The sequence below is a fragment of the Actinotignum stranguriae genome, assembly GCF_051265215.1.
Taxonomy (GTDB): domain Bacteria; phylum Actinomycetota; class Actinomycetes; order Actinomycetales; family Actinomycetaceae; genus Actinotignum; species Actinotignum schaalii_C.
Genome location: NZ_JBOZCJ010000020.1, coordinates 20,512 through 43,650 on the forward strand (window position 1 = coordinate 20,512; position 23,139 = coordinate 43,650).

17 protein-coding genes are annotated in these 23,139 nt (G+C 61.3%); 3 read left to right on the forward strand and 14 right to left on the reverse strand.

The features are described from left to right. Positions 1-49: 49 nt before the first annotated feature. Positions 50-1,387, reverse strand: a complete 1,338-nt coding sequence (locus tag ACRQEG_RS07310) for a C40 family peptidase (RefSeq protein ID WP_435730748.1) — start codon at positions 1,385-1,387, stop codon at positions 50-52. A gap of 646 nt (positions 1,388-2,033) precedes the next feature. Here ACRQEG_RS07310 and ACRQEG_RS07315 point away from each other — a divergent pair. Beyond that, complete coding sequence (locus ACRQEG_RS07315) at positions 2,034-3,332, forward strand: O-acetylhomoserine aminocarboxypropyltransferase/cysteine synthase family protein (protein ID WP_320758037.1); 1,299 nt, start codon at positions 2,034-2,036, stop codon at positions 3,330-3,332. A gap of 22 nt (positions 3,333-3,354) precedes the next feature. Next, on the forward strand, positions 3,355-4,617 hold the full coding sequence (metX, locus tag ACRQEG_RS07320; protein WP_320758038.1) for a homoserine O-acetyltransferase MetX: 1,263 nt from the start codon (positions 3,355-3,357) through the stop codon (positions 4,615-4,617). A 30-nt stretch (positions 4,618-4,647) separates the two neighbouring features. Here the strand turns inward: metX and ACRQEG_RS07325 are convergent, their stop codons facing one another. Continuing rightward, positions 4,648-5,529 carry a hypothetical protein gene (locus ACRQEG_RS07325; protein WP_320758039.1) on the reverse strand — a complete coding sequence of 294 codons (882 nt, stop codon included), beginning with the start codon at positions 5,527-5,529 and terminating at the stop codon, positions 4,648-4,650. 239 nt (positions 5,530-5,768) lie between these two features. Here ACRQEG_RS07325 and ACRQEG_RS07330 point away from each other — a divergent pair, with 239 nt between their 5' ends. Continuing rightward, positions 5,769-6,860, forward strand: coding sequence for an alpha/beta fold hydrolase (locus ACRQEG_RS07330; protein WP_320758040.1), 1,092 nt, complete (start codon positions 5,769-5,771; stop codon positions 6,858-6,860). Between the two features lie 132 nt (positions 6,861-6,992). Here ACRQEG_RS07330 and ACRQEG_RS07335 read toward each other — a convergent pair whose 3' ends face one another. The 12 genes from ACRQEG_RS07335 to ACRQEG_RS07390 form a co-directional block, all read right to left on the reverse strand. Further along, positions 6,993-12,890: a S8 family serine peptidase gene (locus tag ACRQEG_RS07335; RefSeq protein WP_435733830.1), complete on the reverse strand. Its 5,898-nt coding sequence runs from the start codon at positions 12,888-12,890 to the stop codon at positions 6,993-6,995. 415 nt (positions 12,891-13,305) lie between these two features. Beyond that, on the reverse strand, positions 13,306-14,787 hold the full coding sequence (locus ACRQEG_RS07340; RefSeq protein ID WP_435733831.1) for an amidase: 1,482 nt from the start codon (positions 14,785-14,787) through the stop codon (positions 13,306-13,308). A 49-nt stretch (positions 14,788-14,836) separates the two neighbouring features. Further along, the gene (locus ACRQEG_RS07345) at positions 14,837-15,574 is read right to left on the reverse strand and encodes an FMN-binding negative transcriptional regulator (protein WP_087069955.1); all 738 of its coding nucleotides are present in this window, start codon (positions 15,572-15,574) and stop codon (positions 14,837-14,839) included. Positions 15,575-15,597: 23 nt separating this feature from the next. Continuing rightward, positions 15,598-16,686, reverse strand: coding sequence for an FtsX-like permease family protein (locus ACRQEG_RS07350; protein WP_087069956.1), 1,089 nt, complete (start codon positions 16,684-16,686; stop codon positions 15,598-15,600). Further along, on the reverse strand, positions 16,683-17,330 hold the full coding sequence (locus ACRQEG_RS07355) for an ABC transporter ATP-binding protein (protein ID WP_016441826.1): 648 nt from the start codon (positions 17,328-17,330) through the stop codon (positions 16,683-16,685). The genes ACRQEG_RS07350 and ACRQEG_RS07355 overlap by 4 nt, the downstream gene beginning before the upstream one ends. Next, entirely contained in the window at positions 17,330-18,574 is a 1,245-nt protein-coding gene (locus tag ACRQEG_RS07360) for a peptidoglycan-binding domain-containing protein (RefSeq protein ID WP_087069957.1), read from the reverse strand. Before ACRQEG_RS07360 ends, ACRQEG_RS07355 begins: the two co-directional genes overlap by 1 nt. A gap of 58 nt (positions 18,575-18,632) precedes the next feature. Then, the gene (locus ACRQEG_RS07365) at positions 18,633-19,319 is read right to left on the reverse strand and encodes a hypothetical protein (protein WP_234984411.1); all 687 of its coding nucleotides are present in this window, start codon (positions 19,317-19,319) and stop codon (positions 18,633-18,635) included. Positions 19,320-19,368: 49 nt separating this feature from the next. Beyond that, positions 19,369-20,094: a hypothetical protein gene (locus ACRQEG_RS07370; protein ID WP_087069959.1), complete on the reverse strand. Its 726-nt coding sequence runs from the start codon at positions 20,092-20,094 to the stop codon at positions 19,369-19,371. 23 nt (positions 20,095-20,117) lie between these two features. Continuing rightward, entirely contained in the window at positions 20,118-20,843 is a 726-nt protein-coding gene (locus tag ACRQEG_RS07375; protein WP_087069960.1) for a hypothetical protein, read from the reverse strand. A gap of 9 nt (positions 20,844-20,852) precedes the next feature. Then, the gene (locus ACRQEG_RS07380) at positions 20,853-21,578 is read right to left on the reverse strand and encodes a hypothetical protein (RefSeq protein WP_087069961.1); all 726 of its coding nucleotides are present in this window, start codon (positions 21,576-21,578) and stop codon (positions 20,853-20,855) included. Between the two features lie 10 nt (positions 21,579-21,588). Further along, the gene (locus ACRQEG_RS07385) at positions 21,589-22,335 is read right to left on the reverse strand and encodes a hypothetical protein (RefSeq protein ID WP_234984412.1); all 747 of its coding nucleotides are present in this window, start codon (positions 22,333-22,335) and stop codon (positions 21,589-21,591) included. A 26-nt stretch (positions 22,336-22,361) separates the two neighbouring features. Beyond that, a complete protein-coding gene (locus ACRQEG_RS07390) occupies positions 22,362-23,036 on the reverse strand; it encodes a hypothetical protein (RefSeq protein WP_435717558.1) in 675 nt (224 codons plus the stop codon). Between the last annotated feature and the right edge of the window lie 103 nt (positions 23,037-23,139).

The window sequence follows — 23,139 nt, forward strand, 5'->3', positions numbered from 1 at the left end:
CCGCTTTTACGTAGCTTGCCTAGCCTACGCTAAGCTCACGCAGCTCAACCTAGTCGATAATCCGCACGTAGGTGGGGCTACCCCAAATCGGGCCTTCGCGCGTGCCACCTTCCGGGTTGGTGGCGGCGATATGCATGCCGTTGCCGGTGTAGATGCCCACGTGCCCGGGCCACCACAGCAGGTCGCCGGGTTGGGCTTGGGAGGGGGAAATCTCGTAGCCGGCCGAACGCTGCGCCCCGGAGGTACGCGGCAGGGAATACCCGAAGTGCCCGTACACATAGCGGGTGAAACCGGAGCAATCCCAGCCCGAGGGGGTATTGCCACCCCACACATAGGGCACACCCACGAATTGCCGTGCGAAGCTCACAATCGCCCAACCATTACCCGACGGTGCCGGGGCCGGTTCGGGTTCCGGTTCAGGTTCGGGATCCGGGGCTGGCGCCGGCGCGGGTTCAGGTTCCGGATCGGGTTCCGGTGCGGGAGCAGGCGCCGGTGCCGGCGCGGGAGCGGGCTGAGCTTCGGCTTGGCGCCGAGCCGCTTCTTCCGCGGCCGCCTGGCGGGCCGCCGCTTCCCGAGCTGCTGCCTCCCGGGCGGCCTGTTCCTGGGCTGCCGCTTCAGCCGCGATGCGCTGGCGTTCAGCTTCGGCCTGGGCGCGGGCCGCGGCTTCTTTCTGTTCTTGCTGGGCGCGTTCTAGCGCCGCCGTCGTGCCTTTTTGCCGGGCGAGGGTTTCGAAAAGTTGGTCGCGTTGCGCTTCGATGGAGGCCAGTTGGCTATCCAATTGGGAGGCGGCCGAGCTGGCATCTTTCGCGGCGCCCTCCGCGCGCGCGGCAATGGTGGCCTGCTCATTGGCCTTGCGATCCGCTTCGCCCTGGAGGGTATCGGCAATATCGCGGGCGGCCTGGTAGCGCTGTAGCTTTTGGTCGGTGGCGTGGCCGGCGGTGCGGAAAGCGCGCTGGCGGTCATCGGCATCGCGCAGGGATTGCGCTCCGAGCAGCGCGTTCGCGGCGGTGAGGGTGGTGGAGGAATCCCGGTACATCGCCGAGGAGATCGAGCCGAGCTCCCCGCGTGCAGCATCGGCTTCAGCCCGGGCACTATTGGCCACCACCTGGGCATCCATCGCGGTATTGACCGAATCTTCCAGGTTGCGCTGGGCACGCTGGGCTTCGGCCGCCTTGATGACCACATCGGTGCGGGCCGCTTCGGCCTGGGAGGCGAGCCCGGCCAGCGAAGCTTCGATCTGCCCGATACTTTGAGCTGTTTGCTTTTCCGCGGCCCGCGAGCGATCAATATCGCGTTCAACGTTATCCGCGCGGGCACCGGGTAGCACTGAGAGAGCGAGGGCGCAGGCGGCCAGCACAGCCGTTAGGCGCCGAGAACGATTCTCCACACGACCTCCAGAGGGCGGGCTTTCCCGCGCCCCGGACAGGTACGCGCAGACTAAACCCACAATTCGATATAAACACTAAGAACATACCTCACACCAGTCCAAAACGAAACATCTGCCCCAAAATTTCACAGGTGTAATTCTGTTCTTTTTCGTCACACCACTCACCTACATTTATCAGGAACCACAACTTTCACACAGGCGAGACACCGAACAAATCCGGGGGCACATCCGCACAGCGTTGCGAGCACCCGAAAGACTTAAAGTACGACGGCGCAGCTCCGCCGCCGGCACCCTCAACCAAGAATGTGATTTACACCGTGAACTTGACGAATACTGCCCTCACCTGCCTATGCTTGCACCATGTTCGTCATGCGAATGCCCAACTAGCGCACGTTCCGCGGCCCAGCCGCCCTAACGTGCGCTATCAGCCCTGCTGATTTTGGAAAAGAACACCAAGTAGAAAAATAAGCGGGCTGGTCAGAGCGCATTCGCCGCATCGCAGAATTCCATTCCCCATATTCCAATGTCACACCTCTGGTTTACCCAGAATGGATATTGCTGCGCCTGAGAAAAAGAATATTTTCTAGGTTTATGCCGGGGCGTTATCTACCGCCCGCTCCCCATCACAGTTTTGAAGGAGAGCACCATGTCAGAAAATCAGAATTCCCAGAACACTTTGCATTTCGACACCCTCCAGGTGCATGCCGGCCAGGTCCTCGACTCCGACCACGGTGCCCGAGCGCTGCCGATTTTCCAAACCACGTCCTATGTTTTTAAGGATAATGAGCAGGCGCGCGGGCGTTTCGCGCTCACCGATCCGGGCATGATTTACACCCGCATCACCAACCCCACCCAGGGCGCTGTCGAAGAACGTATTTCCGCGCTGTACGGTGGTACGGGCGGGCTGCTCCTCGCTTCCGGTTCGGCTGCTATTTTCTACGCGGTCACGAATGTGGCGCAGGCCGGGGATAATATTGTGTCCTCCGATTCGCTCTACGGCGGGACTTACAACCAGTTCAAGCACGTGCTCAAGAACTTCGGCATCGAGGCCCGTTTCGTGGAGAACCCTTCGGACCCCGCCAATTGGGAAGCCCTGATCGATGAGAATACCAAGGCCCTCTACGGGGAGACCATCCCGAACCCGAAGCAGGATATTCTCGACATTGAGGCACTTGCCAAGCTCGCCCATTCCCACGATATTCCGCTCATTGTGGATAATACGATCGGGACTCCGGCCAATGTGAACCCCTTCGATTTCGGGGCGGACGTGGTGGTGGATTCGGCCACCAAGTTCCTGGGCGGGCACGGCACCTCCATTGCCGGCTCCGTGGTGGAACGTGCGGGCTTCAACTGGAAGAACGGTAAGTTCCCCGGCTTCCACGAGGTGGACGAGTCCTACCACGGCATCGTCTGGGGTGATTTTCCCGGCGCCCCCTTCACAACTCGTATTCGTGCCACCCTGCTGCGTGATACCGGCGCCGCAATTTCTCCCTTCAATGCCTTCCTTATCGGGCTGGGCCTGGAGACCCTCTCCCTGCGTATCGACCGCCACCTCTCCAATACCCGCGCGGTGGCGGAATTCTTGGTCGAGCACCCCGGTATCGACTCGGTGAACTGGGCTGGTCTGCCGGGTAATCCCTACCACGAGCTGGCCGCCAAGTATGCCCCGAAGGGCCCCGGTTCGGTCTTCACGGTGGAAGTTGCCGGCGGTTTTGAAAAGGCCGCGGCTTTCGTGGAGTCCCTCCGTCTCTTCTCCAATCTCGCGAATATCGGGGACGCGAAATCACTGGTGGTGCACCCGGCTTCGACCACTCATTCGCAGTTAACCGAGGAAGAGCTGGCGGCCAACGGTATCAGCCCGGCCACCGTGCGCCTGTCCATCGGTATTGAAGATCCGCGCGATCTTATTGCCGATATTCGCCAGGGCCTCGAGTCCATCGCCTAGATACCAAAGATCAAGGATTATCATGACGCCCAGCCCCCAGTTCCTCGTGGGACACGCTCCCCTAGACCCGGTCACCGATGCCGAACCTATCGGTGATTTCGATACCGGCTACACCCCCGCTCCCCGCCTCACCGAGCGCCCTACCGGCGCCTGGCTGGAGGGGGACGACCCGGGTGAGCGCCGTTTCGCGGATCTTGGCCCCCTGGAACTGGAGCTGGGCGGCCGCCTGCCGCAGGTTCGACTCGCCTACGAAACGTGGGGGCAGCTCAATGCGGACCGCTCCAATGCGGTGCTGCTATGCCACGCCCTCACCGGGGATTCGCATGCCGCGGCGCGTGATGGGCAAAGCGGCTGGTGGAAAGATATTGTGGGCCCGGGCCTGGCCATTGATACAAATCAGTATTACGTGGTGTGCCCGAATGTGCTGGGTGGATGTCAGGGAAGTACCGGCCCGGCTTCGCCCGCTCCCGATGGCCAGCCCTGGGGCCCGCGTTTCCCGGAAATTACCATGCGGGATATGGCCGCGGCGGAGGCACGGCTCGCCGATCTGCTCGGGGTGCAGCGCTGGGCGCTGGTGGCGGGCGCTTCCTTCGGGGGCTGCCGCACCATGGAATGGGCGGCGTCCTTCCCGGAGCGGGTGGGGGCCTTCGCGGTGCTGGTGGCGGGCCCGGCCAGCACCGCGGAACATATTGCTTATGCGCACCTGCAAAATCTGGCGATCCGCCTGGATCCACGCTGGCGCGGCGGACATTATTACGATGCCGAACCCGATGAGAGTGGCGTGAGCGGCCCGGATGCCGGGCTCGGCCTGGCTCGTGAAATAGCGCATTTAACTTATCGCTGCGCCCCGGAGCTGGCGGCGCGTTTCGGGCGCACCCCGCAGGAGGGCGAAGATCCGCTGCGCGGGGGCCGTTACGCCGTACAGTCCTACCTGGATTATCACGGTGCGAAATTAGTGGCGCGTTTTGATGCGAATTCCTACCTGACGATCAGCCAGGCATTTATTACTCACGATATTGGGCGCGGGCGGGGCGGCACCGCGCAGGTGGTGGCGGGGCTGCAGCAGCCGGCGCTCGTCGTCGCCGTTGATTCGGATCGGCTGTTTTATCCGCAGCATATGGCGGACTTGGCCGCAGCTTTGCCCGGGGCGCACCCGCTCCAGACCGTGCATTCCGCGCACGGTCACGATGGTTTCCTTATCGAAAATAATGAGGTTTCCGCGATTATTGCGGATTTCCTCGCCGAGGTCGCGCCGGCGGATGCGCCAGTGGACGCGGTTCTCTAGCCGCCATCCCGCCCGCTACTCCGAGACTCGTTACTCGCCGAATTGCGACCAGTCTTCGCCGAGCACGGTGCCGCGCGCGTCGATCATCACGTGCCCGGCTTTGCCGCCGGCGCGCAGCCACCCGGTGTAGATGAGGTCCTCGGGCGCGGGGCAAGTGCCTTCGCATTCAGGTAGCTCGGCAGCCGCCGCTTTCACTCGCACGAATACTTCCGCGCTTTCCAGCTGCGCAAGCGTCAAGCCGATCTGCGCGCCGCGTTCGCGCACGAGGGTGGTGGCGCGGGTGAAGAGCGCGGCATCAAGCTGGGTGTAGTCAAAGGTGGGGACGCGTTCGAAGCGGAAAGGCCGCGAGGCCGCGAACCCGTAGGGCGTGGTATCGCGCGGCAGAGACCAGGAGTAGGTGACCGCGGCGTTATTGCGTTCGCCCACGGGAACGTCAATTTCGAGGCGGCGTTCGCGCACGAGGGCCCGGAACGCTTGCGTGGTCCCGGCTTCTTTTTCAATATCGACGACGGCGACACCTAAATCTTCAGCCCCGCTCACAAAATAGGAGCGTAATGGGCCCCCGCCCCAGTCTTTAATTTGGGTGGTGACGATGCGGACGGCTTGGTGCGGGTTGAGGAGGGCGGGCAGGAGCGTGCCGCCCAGAAATAATGCGATGCCCGTGAGCACAGCGGTGAGGGGGCGGAGCGGGTGGTCGTGCGCGGCCGCGGTGTGGAGGTAGCGGTAACGCAAATAAATAATGCCACCCAACACGATCAGTGCGCCGATCATAATGAGGCTGATGTAGAGAGTGCCGTGCCAGTCGTTCATCCAGAGCAGGGTGAGGGCGCCGAGGATGAGTCCGAAGCCGAGCGCGGGTAGCAGCCGGATGGCTGTTTCCCGCACACCGGGCTGGCCTTGTGTTGAGGGCACGGGCAGCTCCTCCCTAGTCGATAGGCTGTTATGGGGATTCTACAGAACACTCGCCACTTTGCTTTCTAGAAATCCGTGGTGGGGGTATGGGAAAGCAGCGGGTGAAGCGAGGCATGCCAGAATCGCCTGCTATGGCCCGGGCTTTCACCGCCGGGTGTCACTGCCCCGGACTCTGCTGCCCGGCACCCACGACCCGAACAACGCCACGCGGGCGGTAAAATCGAAGAAAAGCCGAAAGGATGAACGTGACTCGAGCCGCCGCACCCCACCATCCCGCGCTCGCGTGGGAACCCGACCTCCTCGGCGCCGGTTACGAACGCCTCACCCTTCCTCTTCCCGACGACGACGAAGGTGCCGTCTGCGCCACCCTCATCCGCGCACTGCCACCCGCGGGCACGCCTACCCCGAGCTTCGCTTTCCTCGCTATTCACGGCTGGAATGACATGTTCTACCAGTGGGCCCTTGCCGAAGCGATAACAGCTGCCGGCGGGGCTTTCTACGCAATTGACCTGCGTAAATATGGCCGCTCCTGGGATCCGCAGCGGCAAAGCTACGGCTACACGGATAGCATGCGGGTGTATTTTGCCGATATCGATGCGGCCCTGGCCGCCATGCGCACAGACCTCCCGGCTCGCTTCGGCCCCGCTGCAGCCCAACTCCCCACCATCCTGTACGGGCATTCCACCGGCGGCCTCACCGCCACCCTCTACGCCGGCTCCCGCCGCGGGAAAGATCTGGCTGGCCTGGTGCTTAATTCACCGTGGTTGGATTTGCAGGTGGGAGCGGCCGGGAGCGCCGTCGTCGTACCTGTGGCGGAACTGGCGGCGCGCACCGCACCGAAAAAACCGCTGCCCGTACACGACCCGGGCTTTTACGGGATGGTGCTCGACGCGTGGCGCCCGGAAGGAATGACGCGGGTGCCCGGGGCGCCGGAAGGTACCAGCGATCCGTTTTGGACCACCGGGTGGACGCCGGCCTGGGATATGCGCCCGGATCCGGCGCCGATTCGCGGCGGCTGGCTGCACGCGGTCATTCGGGCGCAGCGGTACGTGGCGCGGAATGTGCGGCTGCGGCTCCCGGTGCTCATGCTCACCGCGGCGCGCAGCATCGTGGCCACCGCGTGGAGCGAGGAGTTGCGCGAAGCCGATACCGTGTTGGACGTCGAGCAAATGTGGGCACGGGCCGCGGAAATAGCGAGCGATGTGCATATCCTGAAATTGGATCGTGCTGTTCATGACGTACTGCTCTCCCGCGCACCGGTACGCGAAGCCGGATTCGCGGAGATTCGCGAGTTCTGCCAGCGGCAAGTGCGGCGGGCCCGCTCAAGGTAGCTAAGCGTAAATAGATAGTCCGCGCCCCCGGGAAGCGAAAAGGGGAGGCGCCCGGAAAATCCGGGGCCTCCCCTTCCCTTTACCCTGGGCCGGATACTGGCCGGTGGGCCAGCATCCCGCGGGCGCTAGTTATTAGCGGCGGACGATGGGGGTATCAACGCCATCCCCATCCCAGTCACCAACCAGCATCTGGTCACCGGCCCGGCCATAATGCAAGGTGATATCAGCGTTCCCGCTCTTGAGCGAGTTCGCCACAAACACCTGGTTACCACGCCGAACAGCGAAGGTATCCTTGCCGTCACCATCCCAGTCACCAACAAAGATCTGGTCACCGGCCTTGCCATAGGAGAAGGAGGTTTCAGCCTTGCCGCCCGCGAGGGTGTTATTCACGAAGAACACGTTCCCACGCTGGACCGCGAAGGTATCCTTGCCGTCACCATCGAAATCACCGGCCAGCAGCACGTCGCCGTCGCGGCCGAAGCTGAATACCTGATCGGCATCCCCGGAACGAATCGAGTTGAGGACGAATACCTGGTTGCCGCGGCGCACCGCGAAGGTATCCTTACCGTCGCCATCCCAGTCACCAACCGCGATGGTGTCATCAGCACGTCCGAAGGAAATCACTTCATCAGCAACTCCGCCGGAGAGGCTGTTCTGGATGAAGATCTGGTTGCCGCGGCGCACTGCCAGGGTTTCCTTGCCATCGCCATCCCAGTCACCGATCAGGACCTGGTCGGCGGCTCGCCCGTAGGAGAAGACCTGCTGGGCAACCGTGGAGGTCCAATTGTTGGACAGGTAGAACACGTTTCCGGTATCACCCGGCTTACCGGGCGTGCTCGGTTCGGGCGCCGGCGTCGGGTTCGGCACCGGCTGACCCGGCGTCGGATCCGGGGTACCCGGGGTACCCGGCTCACCCGGAGTGGGCTCCGGTTCCGGTGCGGTCTCCTGGGCTACCGTGACGCTCACCGTCTTGGTGACGGCAGCCCCGGCAGCATCGGTGGCAATGAGGGTCACCGTATTCTCGCCCGGGTTGAGCACCGTGCCCGGCGCCAGGGTGAGAGCGGTATCGCCCGCGGCCCCGGCTGCGCCGTCGTCCTTCACCGTGTACTTGGCGAGTACCTCGGCGGCCAGTGCTTGCCGGTCAAGAGCGCCGGCGGGCGCCGTGAGTTCCACGGTGTCCGGACCCTCGATCACGGGCAGGCTGTCCTTCGTGAAGGAGATGGACTGCGCGGTGGAATTACCGGCCAGGTCGGTGCCTTCCACCGTGAGAGTGTACGTACCGGCCGGCAGCGCGGCGGTTTCCACGGTGTAGTTGAGAGCGGTCGCAGCCTCACCAGCGGTATCGCCGGCCGCTGCGTCGTCGGCAACCGGAGCATCGGCCTCAGCCATAAGCCCGGCCGCGTCCTTCACGCCCGCAACCACGCGTGCGGCGTCGTTCTTATCCGCCACACCGTTAGCATCAACCTGCACGGCCTTCGCGGCATCCGCACCGTTCGCACCCGCGTCGTTTCCGCCACCGAAGTAGGTCTTGACGTCCACGAGGCTGTCCTCAACGCTCTGGCCGAGCAGGCTCGCATCGGTGCTCTGCTCGCTGAGCACGTCCCCGTTGAGGAGCACGCGCGCGGCCTTGAGGTTGGGGTCGGTCACGCTGGTGGCAATGGCAGCGCCGTCGCGAATAACCGCGCCGTCCGTGCCGTTGATGCTCACCGCCGGGCCGTCCTTATCCACCACCACGGGGATGGTGTTGAGCAGGGTATTGCCCATGCCGTCACCGAATTGCACGAGGACCGTATCGCCGTCCGCAACCGGGAATGCCTGGTTGAAGCTGCGGGTATTGGTCTTGGTGCCGCCCACGGTGTGGTCGATAATGCTGCGCACCACCGAGCCGTTGATCTTCAGTTCGTAACCCCAAGCGTCGTCGGAGGCGGTACCCGCGAAGGTGACCTCATCCGAATTCGCGTAGAGCACGCCGTTGTACAGGGTCGGTTCCGTGAAGGACACCTTGGGGTACCCGGTATCCCAGAAGACACGCAGGATGGTATCCATACGAACCTTGCCCGCGGTATCGGTCACCTTCATGTGGAAGGCGTTAATACCGGTGGTCACCGGCACCGCGGCTTCGAAGGTGCCATCGGCCTGCACGTTCACGTTAATCGCTTCCGGAACAACGTAGTCGCCGGCCTCGTTCACGGTCACGCGCGGCTGAAGCACAAAGGCGGACACGCCCTGCGCCTTACCGCGCAGCACCAGCTTGCCGTCCGCCGTCTTTTCCGCGGTGGACATATCCGGTAGGCAGGTGGTGCCGAAGCATTCCACATTCGTGAAGGTAGGTGCTTGGTACGACGACGTATCTTCCGCCACGACCTCCCGGCCTTCGTAGGTGACCGTTTCGGTGGTGGTATTTCCACCATCGGAGGCCACCACGGTGGCGCTGACGGCATCAGCTTCCGGGGTGAAGGTAGTGGTGAAGCCACCGGTGGCATCCACCTCAACGGCCTTGCCGTTGATCTTGACAGTGAGGGTAGCGCCGGCGCGCTCATCGCGCACATTACCGGTGATCGTGACGGAACCGTCCTCGGCCACCGGCTGCTTGCCGCCAGCATTGAGGGAGGTAATCGCCACGCTCGGGGCCACCGAATCGTAGGTGACGGTCAGCACCGTGCGGGTGATTTCGCGGCCGTTATCACCGTAGGCAACCACGGGGATATTCTGGGTGCCTTCGGTCAGCGCAACCTGGGCACCGAAGAGTCCCCCACTGAGCTCCGCATCCGCACCGGCCACGCTCACGCGGGCCACCGCATCGGAAGCCAGGCCGAAGACGGTCAGCTTGCCATCCTTGACAAGGCTGTGGTTCGGGGTGAAGACCTCGGTGTTGTACTTCTTCAGGTTCGGGATCTCAATGGCGTTCGCGCCCAGCACCTTGGTGACCATGGTGGTATTCATACCCAGGTCGCCCACGGTGACCACAACGTAGGAAACGCCCTCGGGAAGCACCACTTCGAAGGAAGAATCGGAATTCTTGGTGACCGGCTTGATCTGGCCGCCCTTATCCGTTTCCACAATCGGCGAGGAGAAAATCCCCGAGCCGGTTTCGGTCACGGTGAAGGGCAGGATCTTCTGTCCATCACGCTCGAAGGGTTCACCCACGGAAACTTCGGGGGCAACGGTATCCACGCCGAAGGGCATATCGAGGGTCTGCCAGTCGAAACGATCACCCAGGCGCGCCTTGACGCGGTAGGTGTAGCGCCCATCCGGAATCGCCTTGAAGCTCGCGCTGGCCGCATCCCACACCGTGCCATTGAAAGCGTGGCTGCGGTAGGGCTGCGCAATATTCTTCGTGCCGAGGGCAGTACCCGCGATCTGGCGAGAGAGTTCCTGTTCCTCACCCACGCGCGTTACGAGCTTGCCGGCCGCATCGTAGATTTCGAACTGGGCTTCTTCCGCGTTACGCAGTTGCGTCAAATTCGGGACAACCGTATCAGCGCTATTGTCCTTATTCGGCGAGAGCCAGAATTCCCCGAAGATATTGTTCTTCATGGGGAGGGTCATCCCGAAGAGCGTGGTGGTCAGCTGGGAGGTGGAGGTATTTCCCTCACCCCAGGTCTGACCCGGCGCCACGAAAATGGGTTCGGCGTTCCAGTCCCCGGCGAAGCCAAGGTAGGGCACCTTAATATCCGGGGTATCCTGCACGCCGGCGAGCACCGCCCAGCCTTCCACGAAGTGGTTACCCTTGCTCGGGGTGAGCGTGAAGGTGACCTGGGTGCTTTCCCCGGGCGCCACGGTGAGGACCTTACGGTCCGCCGTCAGCGTTTCCTTGGAAATGAAAGTGGAGGTGATGTCGTTCGCGTTATTCGTTTCGTTGACGACTTCCTGACGCGGAATCGCGTAAGCCGCTTCCTTATCGCCGTGATTGGTGAGGGTCACGGTGAAGGACACCGGCCCGTTCACCTGGCCCAGAGCCACCGAATTAGCGCCGTCCACGCGGGCGTGCACCTGGGAAGCCAGGGCGTGATCCACGCGCACCAAACCGGCGCCGATCTGGCGCGGGGCGTAAGGAACGCCGTCGTGCCGCGGAATTTCCGCGGTGTTCATAAGCAGCGTTTCCGCAAGGCTGAGGCGATCCGCCCGGGACATATCCGGGAAGCGCTCACCGAGCACCTGAAGCACGCTGGCCATGGAGCCGGCCACGTTCGGAGCGGCCATGGAGGTACCGGACATCGAGCCGTAGGTATTGGAATTCAGGGTGGAGTAGACGTTACCGCCCACACCCGAAATATTCGGCTTGAAGTCCAGGTTGGAGGTCGGGCCCCAGGAGGTGAAGTTGGAGGGCGCGCCGGCCGTGGCCGAGGGCGTGGTCCGGGCTTCATCCGTGAGGGCGATGGTGACCGGGGTCTTAGCTTCGATTGCTTTCACGAGGCGCAGCGCATCGGAGCGGAACATCACGCCACCGGGGAAGGTGTATTCGTCAATACCGCCCATGGAGATCATGGAATCCCCGCCGGCTTCGTGGTTGTAGATAATTACACCGGCCGCACCGGCTTTTTGTGCGTTGCCGAACTTTTCCCCGAAGGTGATGCCGCCGCGCTCAATAAGAGCGTATTTACCGGCGGTATTTTCCGGGAATTCTTCGGGCTTGCCGGTACCGGCGGCTACCGCTTCGCGGGGCTCATTATCCGGCTTACCGGTGGCAAGTTCGTAGAAAATATCCTCGGACTTGTCCCCCACGGTCACGCGGGCGACCGAGCGGGTTTCAAAATTATTATCAATCGAGGCAACCGAAAGCGTGGCATCGTGAGCCGAGGGCGAGCCAATAACGCCGTCGTCCCATTTACCGAACATATCGTCTTCCCCGCCGCTCGGCGAGAAATTGAGCCCGGAGTTACCGGCGGAAATCACCGGGAGCACACCCTTGGCGCGCGCTTCTTCGATGGCCAGGCCCGCACCGTTGGAGTATCCGAAGCCGTTATCGGAGCCCAGCGAGAGGTTAATAACGTCGGCGCCCAGCTTCACGGAATCTTCAATGGCGGCAATAATATCGCCGTCGGCCGCGCCGCGCGAACGCGCCGGGTCATTGGAAAAGACCTTCATTGCCAGCAGCTGGGCATTGGGGGCCATGCCTTCCACCCGGCCGGTGGTTGCGAAGGTCTGGCCTTCATCCAGGCCGTTTGCCGCGGCAATACCCGCCACGTGCATGCCGTGCATGGACGAGGTGGTATCGACGATCTCGAAATTATCATCGGCGTAGTTGTAGCCGTTGGGAACCTTGCACGTGAAGGCGGGATTCGCAGCGGTGTTAATATTCTTAATCTTCGCGGTATCGCAATTGTCGATGCGCATATCGCGGTGAGTCGGGTCGATACCCGTGTCCACAATCGCAATAACCATGCCGGTGCCGTCCGCGCCGGCATCAGCCAGGGCCGCGGGCGCGCCCTGCATATCGCGCGAGGCATCTTCGAGGGGCACATTTTCCTGCGGCTGCGTTGCGAGGGCACCTTGGGCGAGCGCCTGCGTGGTACCCGCGTTCTGGGCGAGCGCGCTTTGGGCGACGGCGCGGGAAATATCGGCAGCGCGTTCGGTCGCGGCCACGTCTGTTGTTTGGTAGACGCGCTCACGCTTGACCGAGGCCACCGCGGCTTCCGCTTCCAGAGCCGCCATCTTATCCGCCGGCATCGTCGCGGCGAAACCATTGACGAGGTAGCCGAACTGGCGCTCAAGCTGCAGACCGTACTTCTCCGACCACTGTGCCACCAGGTCTTCCTGCGTGGCCAGGCTCTGCGCCTCACCGGTATCGCTGCCCAGGCGAGACTGGTCCTTGAGGAGCACAATAACCCGCACCCGCTCATTGGAGCCCTGCAGATCCTGGAAGGCAGCCAGCTCGGGGTTATCGGGAGAGAAGAGACCGGCGAAAGCGCCGGCGGGATTCGACGGCGCTGGCTGGTCCGCAGCGAGCGCCGGAGTAGTGAGTACGCTTAAGGCGAGCGCAGCCGTGACGGATAATCCGCCCAGGCGGCGCCAGTTAAAACCTGTCACACCTTCTCCTAACTTCGTGACGGGAGGGATCCCGTCGGGGAATCCGGTGTTGTCATTCCTGCACGGAGGCCAGGGTTCGGGAGAGGTAGGGCGACGGCGCACGCGGCGCAGCCTCCCCACCCCGCCGCGCATATCTACCAACCAGTGGAGAAGTTATGCACCCCTCCCGCTCAGCCTCTCACCCTTGAGCGATAGACCGGCAGTGCGTGACGCGTGGGAATACCGGATGCGGGCTATCATCGCAAAGAATGGTGCGCATCCGTCCAGAGCGTCCACAACGTGAACACTTCCGTTAGGTCATTGATATTTATGCGCTTAAAATTCGGGGCGCGGAGGCGGGCCGGGCAGCGCCGCGCAGAGCGGGCCGCGCGGAGTATCCCACGCGGCTCACCACCGCGCGCTCACGGCACGCCCGTTACTGGCGCGGCTGCCGGATCAGCGGCCAGGGATCCAGGGTTTCCAGGGCGGCCACAATGGAGAGCAGCAGCTGTTCTTCCCCGAAGCGGGTGGCACCCACGTGCACCCCGAAAGGTAACTCCGTGCCATCGACTTCCGCGCGGTGGATCGGGATGGCTACCGCGGCCGGTCCAAACATATTCCAGGAGCTGGTCCACGGGCTCACAATGCACTGGCGCCGGAAATCTTCAGCCGGATCATCCGGGCAGCACACCCAGGCCGGGTCGGCCGGCGGAGTACCGAGCGCCGGACTCACAATCACGTCACAATCCGCGAAAGCCTCCCCCATGCGCCGAGCAATGGCGTACATTCCCTGCAAGCCGGCCATGAGTTGCGGCGCGGTTGCTTCCCGCCCGCGAGCGCGCAGCCACCGGCTCATCGGGGTGAGGAGTTCCTCGCGTTCGGGCGGGAGCGGGATAGCAGCCGCGCCCGCCTGCCAGATCGGCATAAAGGATTGCCAGGCTTCCGGCCCGAAGGGCCGCGCGATCTGCTCCACCCGCGCACCCATAGCACGGAAATCTTCCGCGGCCCGCGCCACCGCCTCCAGGCAGGCGGGGTGGATCTCGGTATCAACATTGAGCGGTTCGGTGAGCACCCCCACCCGCAGGTCAGCCAAGGCGAGGGCGCGGCTGCGCGATTGCGGCCCGCACCCGAATTCCGCATCCAGGGTGGCCAGGTAGTCCCCCGCTCCCGGGTAGGGGCTCCAATCCCCGGGCCGGCGCCGCGCAATAATATCGAGTCCGGCCGCCAAATCGCGGGCAGTCCGGGCCAGCACCCCGGCGGTGGCCAGCCCGCTATCGGAGAAGAAGGAGGATCCGGGTCCGGGTGAGACCAACCCGTGGCTGGGTTTGATGCCGAGTACCCCGCAGTGCGCGGCGGGAATGCGGACCGAGCCGCCGCCGTCGTTCCCGTGCGCGATGGGGACCACGCCGGCCGCAACCGCCGCGGCCGCTCCCCCGGAGGATCCGCCGGCGCTGCGGGCCAGGTCCCAGGGGGTGCGCGCGGGGGTGAGGCCGTCCGGTTCGGTGTAGCCGACGAAACCGAATTCCGGGGTGGTGGTTTTTCCGATGGTCACGGTGCCGGCGTCCAGGATGGACTGGGCTACTCCGCCGGTGGTGGTGGCGATATTTCCGCGCATGGCCCGCGAGCCGTATTCGGTGGGCAGGCCGGCCACGTCGTCGAGGTCTTTGATGGGGAAAGGCACCCCGGTGAGCGGCCCTCCCCTGCCCTCTTTCAGTTGCGCGGCGGCGGCGTGTGCCTGCCGCAGCGAGAATTCTTCTGCGATATGTGTGAATGCACCCACCGCGGCGCCGCGGCTGCGGGCCCGTTCCAGCACCCGTTCGGTATGCGCAACGGGGTCCACACGGCCGGTGCGCATGCGCCGCGCCAGCTGCATGGCAGAAAGATCCAGGGGGTCGACGTTCTCCTCAAGAAATTCCATGTTCACAGTGTACGTGAGATAGGGCACGTTTGCCGCGAGCGATGGCATATTAAGTTTCGGTGCGTTTCCCTTCGGTTTCCGTGCCGGCGCGGGCGGCCCAGGGCCCGTGTTTCGCCCGTTCCACGGCTTTTTCGCGCGCCGCAGCGGTGGGGATGGCCAGGTTTTCCATTAGCTCGGCTATCTGCGTGGCAGCATTTTTTTCACGACGACGCCGCAAGCTGGCTGCGGTGGCGGCAATCTCCTCCGTTGATAAGTTCTGGGACAGCTTGGCCTTGCCAATAATCTCCGTGACTTTAATATCCACGCCCACGATGGCGCGCAGCATGCGGCGCAGCTGGTCAGGCCGCGCGTGGGTATCGGGGCGCCAGGTGCCACCGTGGTGGGCAATTTCGTGGGCGTCTACTAATTCTCGCAGGGTGGGGATGAGCCAGGCGGGATCCTCGTGGATAGTGAGCTCGCCGCGCAGGTGCACGGTGAGGTAATTCCAGGTGGGAACCCGGGCCAGCGGCGCATCTGCCGGGCCGGGTGGCATATCGGAGGGTGATATATAGGTATTTGGCCCGGTAACCACCATAAGGCAGGGCCCGCTATCGCTCGCCTGGGGATTAATACGTGCCATATGGCTGTGGAGGTGGAGAGTGCCGGCGTCGTCGTACTTAATATTAAAAGGAAGGAGGGTGGCGTCCAGGCCGCGCGGGCCGGCCGTTATTAATTCTCCCACCCCGATTTGGGCAGCTAGTTCCACCGCGCGTTCCGGTTCCAACGCAAAACGACTCGCCACGTACATGACAGCCAGTGTAATGCGCGCGGCTACGGCGTGCGCATGACCTCCACCGGGTCACGGTAGGCCGCAAAAATCGCCGGGGGAATGCAGGCGAGCAGCGCCACGAGCACCGCGAGCACCCCCACCGCCACCGAGAAATCGAGGGCGACCGGATTACCGCTCAGCCGGCAATAACCCCAGGCCGCGGCGATGCCCAGCGCGGTGCCGCCCACCGCCGGGTAGGCAATGCGCGCGATCACCAAGGCCACCAGCCCGCCGCGGGTAATGCCGAGGGTACGGCGCCGGCCCAGGTCGCGGCGGCGGATAAGCACGTCGGCCAGGACCACCGCGGCGATAAAGAGCGCCCCCACCCCGAGAATGAGAATGAGGAGGGCGCGACCCATGCCCGCGACCTGCCCGGTCACGGCCACGCCCTGTTTCGCCTGGCTGACGGAGCTGCGGATAATGAGCTTGGCGGGATCGAAATCCCCAATGGCGGCGAGCGCAACATCGGTCACCGCAGCAATATTTTCGGCGTCGTTGGCCAGCGCGGTCACCCGCACGTAGGCACCCGAGCCACCCCCGGCCAGGAGGTAATTATCGAGGTCCTCGAATCCGCCGCTGGGGGTGAAGGAGCCGACCACGGCCCACTGCCGCCCACCGCGCGATTCCACGTACCCACTGGGGAAGGCCAGGCGCAGCTGCGGCAGCATGGCTTCGGGCACGATAGCTTCTCCCGGACCGGGATAACGCCCGGCTGTTAATGTAATTATTTTGGAGATGTCGCCACCGGTTTCCACCAGGGCGAACAGCTGGGAGGCCGGGCCGAGCGATCCATTGACCACGTCCACCGTGCTCCGGTATCCCACTACCCCGGCCACCCCGGAGGTGCCGTGCAGGGTTTCCAAGAATGCTTCGGGGAGCAGCCCGGCGTTTTTTTGATCTATGAGGGTGAGCTGGCGGGCTTGCGGGCCGGTGAGCTGGCGGTGCAGCTCGGCTTCGGTGGCGGCCTGACGGCCCACCGTCACGAGCGACGCCGCGCACATCACCCCGAGCACCAGGGCCACCAAGATGGTGGTGACCAGGGCCCCGAGCGCATTTTTCGCGCCTTCGCGTAGCAAAACAGCGAATTTCATAGTCGCACCACCTCATCTGCCGCATTGACCACCGTGGGATCGTGGGTGGCAATAATGACACTGCATCCGGATTCCGCGGCTTCGCGCAGGGCGCCGAGCACAAGGTTGGCATTATCCGGGTCGAGGTTTCCGGTTGGTTCGTCGGCCAGGATAAAGGTGGGGGAATTGACGAGGGCGCGGCAGACCGCCACGCGCTGGGCCTGCCCGCCGGAGATTTGCCCGGGCCGGTGGTCGGCGCGGTGCTCCAGGCCCAGGCCGGCCAGGAGTTCACGGGCACGGGTGCGGGTGGCTGCCAGCGAATGTCCCGCGTAAAGCCCGGGTTCCATCACGGAATCGAGGACGGGCCGGGTGGGGTCAAGTTCGGAATCTTGGAAAACGAAGCCGATCCGGCGGGCACGCAGGCGCGAGCGCTCCCGGTCGGTGAGCTCGCTGGCGGCGGCGCCGTCAATAAGGACCTGCCCGGAGCTGGGCGTGAGCGTGAGCCCGAGGAGGTAGAGCAGGGTGGATTTGCCGCGCCCCGAGGCCCCGGTCACCGCGGTAATGGCGGCGGGGGCGAAAACGTGGGTGAGGCCGTCGAAGAGTTCTTCGGCGCCTTTCCGGTAACGGAAGCGCAGCTCACGGGTGGCGATGCCGGGCGCGTCCATTACTTCGTGCTTTCCGGGCTCGGGGTGGCTTCGGTTTCTGCATCTGCGCTGGAGTCGGTTTCCGCGCCTTCGCTCGTGTCCGTGCCTTCGCTAGTTCCCGTGCCTGAATCTGCGCCGGGGCCGGTTTCTGCGCCTTCGCGGGAGCCGGTATCAGCGCCGGATCCGCCGGGCGCACCCGGGGCGCCGGCCTTCTTCGCGTCGGCCAGCGCATACACGCTTTCTCCGGCCCGCACGCCCTCGACTACCGCCAGGCCGCCGGCCACGGTCTGAACTGTGACGGTGCGAGGCGCGGCCTCCCCCGCGACCCTCACGCTCACGGTCCCATCCGGCATGGTGGATAGCGCGGAGATCGGCACGGTAGGCCCGGTCACCGCGGGCACAATCTCAATATCGGTAAGAAGATAGGCTTTTTGGCTCGCCGGCAATTCCCCGCACCGAGTGCCGCACAGCAAACCGCCGTCTTCCGCGGTAACAGGGACCTTGACCTGGCCCCCTTCTGTTTCCTCCGGCTCACCGGTAATACCGATGAGGGGCTGTTCGCCCAGCTTCACGCGGATCCCCATTCCCGGCTGAATCATAGCCTGCTGTTCGCGCGTGATTTCCATATAAAAACTGGGCGTTCCGGACACCGAGTTAATAATATTTTCACTTCCGTTCAGGGTCGCTCCGGGCCAAGCAATACTGCGGTCCAGGGTGAGCGCAGCTGGTAGTTGCGGCACTGCCACAAGTTCTCCCAGGCCGACGACGCCGCTCTGTTCCTGCCCGCGCGCTTTTTGCCACGCTTTCGTTGCCGCGGTGGTGGCGGGGCCAAATTTCCCATCTGCCACGGTGCGTGAGTAGCCGAGGGCGGCAAGGAGCCGCTGGTATTGGGAGACATCCTCACCTTCGGTTCCTTCGGCGAGGGGCCGCCAGAAGGGGGTGGAACCTTCTGCCGCGATTACCTCGGTATTTCCGACGGTGTAGAGGGTGTCGCCGGCGTGGAATTCTCCGTCTGCGGCAACGGAGGTGATGGTGCCGTTGAGCTGGTTCACGGCAACCGGTTGTGCCGCGCGTTCTACCGTGGTGGAGAGTGTGAGGGTGCGGCCAATATTTTGCTCGGTTACGGTGACGGTCATTGTCTCCGCTCCCGTTTGGGTGATCCGCTCCGGGGGTTTCAGGGTGGTGCGGCCCGCCCAGAATGCCAGTGCCGCCACGAGGAGGAGTGTTATCACACCTGCGAGGATCTGAGTTATTTTCTTGTTCATGGCAGCACGCCTTTCGTGGTAGCCACGCGGTTACACGTGAATGGTAAATATCATGGGGTTATTTTATGCCATAGAATTCTGTGGCGGGAGGAGTCTCCGGGCAGACTTTCCAGACCTCTACCGGGATTCGGAATCCAAGAGAACCGCCGTTATCCGGCCACCAGCGGTGCTCCGGATCGGTATGGAACTTAGCAACATAGGTTTCCCGAGCGGGACGTTTGGAGATATCAACCTTATAACCATGCGCTTCCAAGCAGGGAATATAGTATTCATCCCAGTAGTCCCACTGCACCCGCAGCTGATCCTCCGATAAATCAGTGATAAACTCCGGATCGGTAAAATACATCGATATGCACTCATAAGTGGCCAAGTTGTACGCCTTTTCTTGTGATTCCGGTATGGCACCATCAGAACCGATGCCCCCTTTGGGATTAGCATGAGACGCAAACCCCTTGCTGGTTAGGCACTCGGCTCTTTTAATATCCGATTCCTCTGATGGTGTCCGCCATTCAACCAAAGGAACATCGGGCGCGTCTTCAATCTCCCAGTAGTCCGCGTGCCGTTTCAACCACTTCTCGCGAAAAGCAAGCTTCTGTTCCTCGGTGGTGTAGCGCGGCGAGATTTTAATCTTCGCTTTCCAGGTATTCGGATCCCATTCGGATGCTTGAGCAACAGCGGTTTCGCTTGCGGTTTCGTTAACACTCTCGGAATCGGAACTCCCGCTCGCGCAACCATCCACCGCCACGAGTAGGAGACTCAGGGCACATACAATTCTGTTTCTCATTTCTTAGACCTCATTCCAATCCGTAAAACTGGGAAGCAGGAGGAGTATTCGGGCAGGTTTTCCATACCTCAAGAGGAATCTGGAATAAGAGCGATCCGTCGTTACTGGGGAACCATCGATGTTCCGCATCGGTGTGGAATGTCGCGACGTATGTCTCCCGGGCAGGCCGCTCAGAAGTATCGACGGTGAACCCGTGAGCCGCCAAGCAGGGAATATAGTACTCGTCCCAGTAATCCCATATCACTCGCAATTGATCTTCCGACCAGTCGGTAAGAAATTCTGGATTGAGGAAATACATCGCATAGCATTCGTAACTAGCCAAGTTATATGCCGCCTCTTGCGATTCTGGAATACTCCCATTGGAAGCGACCCCACCTTTGGGATTGACATGGGATCCAAAACCCTTGCCGGTCAAACACTCAGCCATTTTGATATTCGACTGTTCCAATGATTCTTGCCACTCCACGAGCGGAACATCCGGCGGATCCTCAATTTCCAAAAACTCCGCATCACGTTTCAGCCACTGCGCGCGGAATGCGAGTTTCTCTTCCTCCGTGTGATAGCGCGGCGAGATTTTAATCTTCGCTTTCCAGGTATTCGGATCCCATTCGGATGCTGAAGCCGCGGCGGTGCCGTGACTGGTTGCACCGGCACTTCCAGGATCGGAACCACCCGCGGCGCAACCGCCCACCACTATGAGTAACGAACTAAAAACCGGTAGAACTCTATGCTTCATGCAACACCCCTATCGCCAGCAGATCAGTCAATCCCATAAAACTCTGTAATTGGCGGCGCTTCCGGGCACACCTTCATAACTTCCGGCGTGATTCGGAAAGAAAGCTCACCCTTATTATCCGGCCACCACCGATGCTCAGCATCAGAGTAAAACGTCGTCGTGTAAGCTTCCCGCCCCGGACGCTCGGAAGTATCAACTGTGAAGCCATGTGCCGCAAGGCAGGGGATATAGTATTCATCCCAGTAATCCCACTGCACCCGCAACTGATCCTCTGTCAAATTCGCAAGAAACTCTGGGTTAAGGAAGTACATCGATTTACATTCATAGGCTGCCATACCTAAAGCCTCCTGCTGCGATTCAGGGATCGGAGGATCAAACAGAATTCCCCCCTGCGGGGGAACCTCAGCGGAGAACCCTTTACTCCGCAAACACTCCGCATTCTTTTCATTGTCCGCGCGCGGAGAATCCATCCACTCAACTAAAGCAATATCAGGTGGGTTCATAACTCCGATCGTCTCGGCATTACGCTCCAGCCAGCGTTTCCGGAAAGCTAACTTCTCTTCCTCACTTGTAAACTTAGGAGAAATCTCTATATCAGTTTTCCAAGAATCCGGATCCCATTCAGATGCAGCGGACGCTGCCAATTCACTGTCAGCATTGCCAGCAGTTCCGGAATCAGAACCGCCAGCAGCACAGCCAGTCAGCACTGTAAGGACAAACCAGAGAGTAGATCCAATCTTATGTTTCATGGCCGTACCTCATTCCACGCCATAAAACTGGGAAGCTGGAGGAATCTCCGGACAAACCTTTAACACCTCTGGAGGGATTTCGAATTCAAGAGATCCTCCATTGTTTGGCCACCACCGATGCTCAGCATCACTGTAAAACGTCGTGGCATAGGTTTCCCGAACCGGGCGCTTGGAAGTATCTACTTTGAATCCATGCGCGGCCAAACAAGGAATGTAATACTCATCCCAGTAATCCCATATCACCCTCAATTGATCTTCTGACCAATTGGTGAGAAATTCCGGATTCGGAAAATACTTCGCATAACACTCGTACCAGGCAAGGTCGTACGCCTCTTCTTGCGATTCTGGAATACCCGGGTCAAAAGCGACTCCGCCCTGAGGTGGCACATAGGCACTAAAACCCTTTTCTCTGTAACATTCGGCGTGCTTGGTATCCATCAATTCCACAGAGTTTTGCCATTCAACAAGAGCGACATCCGGAGGAGCTTCAATCCCAGAATATTCTGCATTACGTTTCAGCCACTGCGCGCGGAATGCTAGTTTCTCTTCCTCCGTGTGATAGCGCGGCGAAATCTTGATTTTCGCTTTCCAGGTATTCGGATCCCATTCGGACGGTGAAGCTACAGCTGTTTCACTTCCAGTTTCGCCGGCGCTTCCCGAGTCAGAATTACCGCTTGCACAACCACCCACCGCAATAAATAAGGAACTTAAGGTACATAGAATCCTGTTTCTCATCTCTCACGCCTCATTCCAAGCCGTAAAGCTCTGATTCTGGAGGGATATTAGGGCACTTTTTCCATACCTCAGAAGGAATTTGAAGTAGTAATGATCCTCCGTTATCAGGCCACCAGCGGTGTTCCGGATCGGTGTTGAAGCCGGCAACATAGGTTTCCCGCGCGGGACGCTCGGAAGTATCAACAGTAAGGCCGTGAGCCGCCAAGCAAGGAATATAATACTCGTCCCAGTAATCCCACTGCACCCGCAACTGATCCTCCGTCAAATTCTCAAGGAATTCCGGATTAGGGAAATACATCGCTTGACACTCATACAGGGATAAATCAAATGCTTGCCGCTGCGCTGCTGGCACTGCCGGGTCATAAGTGATGCCGCCCTGGGGAGCAGCGTGCGCCCCAAAACCCTTACCCCTCAAACATTCTGCAGTTTTATTATCGAAGAGCTCCAGAGATTTTTGCCATTCAACAAGAGACACACTAGGAGGGGCTTTCAATTCCATAAATTCTGCATTGCGTTGTAACCACCGGTCTCGAAAAGCTAACTTCTCCTCCTCCGTAGTGAATTTAGGAGAAATCTCTATATCAGATGTCCAAGAATCCGGATTCCATCCTGCCGAGAGAGCGTCAGTAGAATGCGAACTCGCGGTCTTAGTGGAATTATCAGCAACCGCACATCCCGCAAGAAGCAGCACAAGAATGCAGCCGAAATACCCAAGGCAGCATTGTCTACGCTCTACCCGTCCCACGAAATTCTCCACGACGACACCTCATTATCCACAGCGGATCAATCGATCCCATAAAACTCTGTCGTCGGCGGCGTTTCCGGACATACCTTCATAACTTCCGGCGTGATTCGGAAAGAAAGCTCACCCTTATTATCCGGCCACCACCGATGCTCAGCATCAGAGTAAAACGTCGTCGCGTAAGCTTCCCGCCCCGGACGCTCGGAAGTATCAACTGTGAAGCCATGCGCCGCCAGGCAGGGGATATAGTATTCATCCCAATAATCCCACTGCACCCGCAACTGATCCTCTGTCAAATTCGCAAGAAACTCTGGGTCAAGGAAGTACATCGAATGGCACTCATAGAGAGCCATACCGAAAGCCTCCTGCTGCGATTCAGGGATCGGAGGGTCATACATGATTCCCCCTTGCGGAGCAACCTCAGCGGAAAACCCTTTACTCCGCAAACATTCCGCCTGCTTTTCATCGGCCGCATGCGGAGAATCCATCCACTCAACTAAAGCAATATCAGGTGGATCCACCACACCCATCGTCCGAGTATTACGCTCCAGCCAGCGTTTCCGGAAAGCTAGCTTATCTTCCTCACTTGTAAACTTAGGAGAAATCTCTATATCAGACTTCCAAGACTTCGGATCCCATTCGGAGGAAGCCGATGTTTGAGCATTTTCGGCTCCTCCGGAGCCTTCACCTGTGCAGCCGCTAATCGGGATCACCACAGCAACCACTAAACAAAGAAAAAATCTCTTCATCCAGCAGCACGCCCTGCTCCCCGCAGAAGACCTCGATGCGGATAGCGCGGGCCCGTTCCAGGTCTCCCTC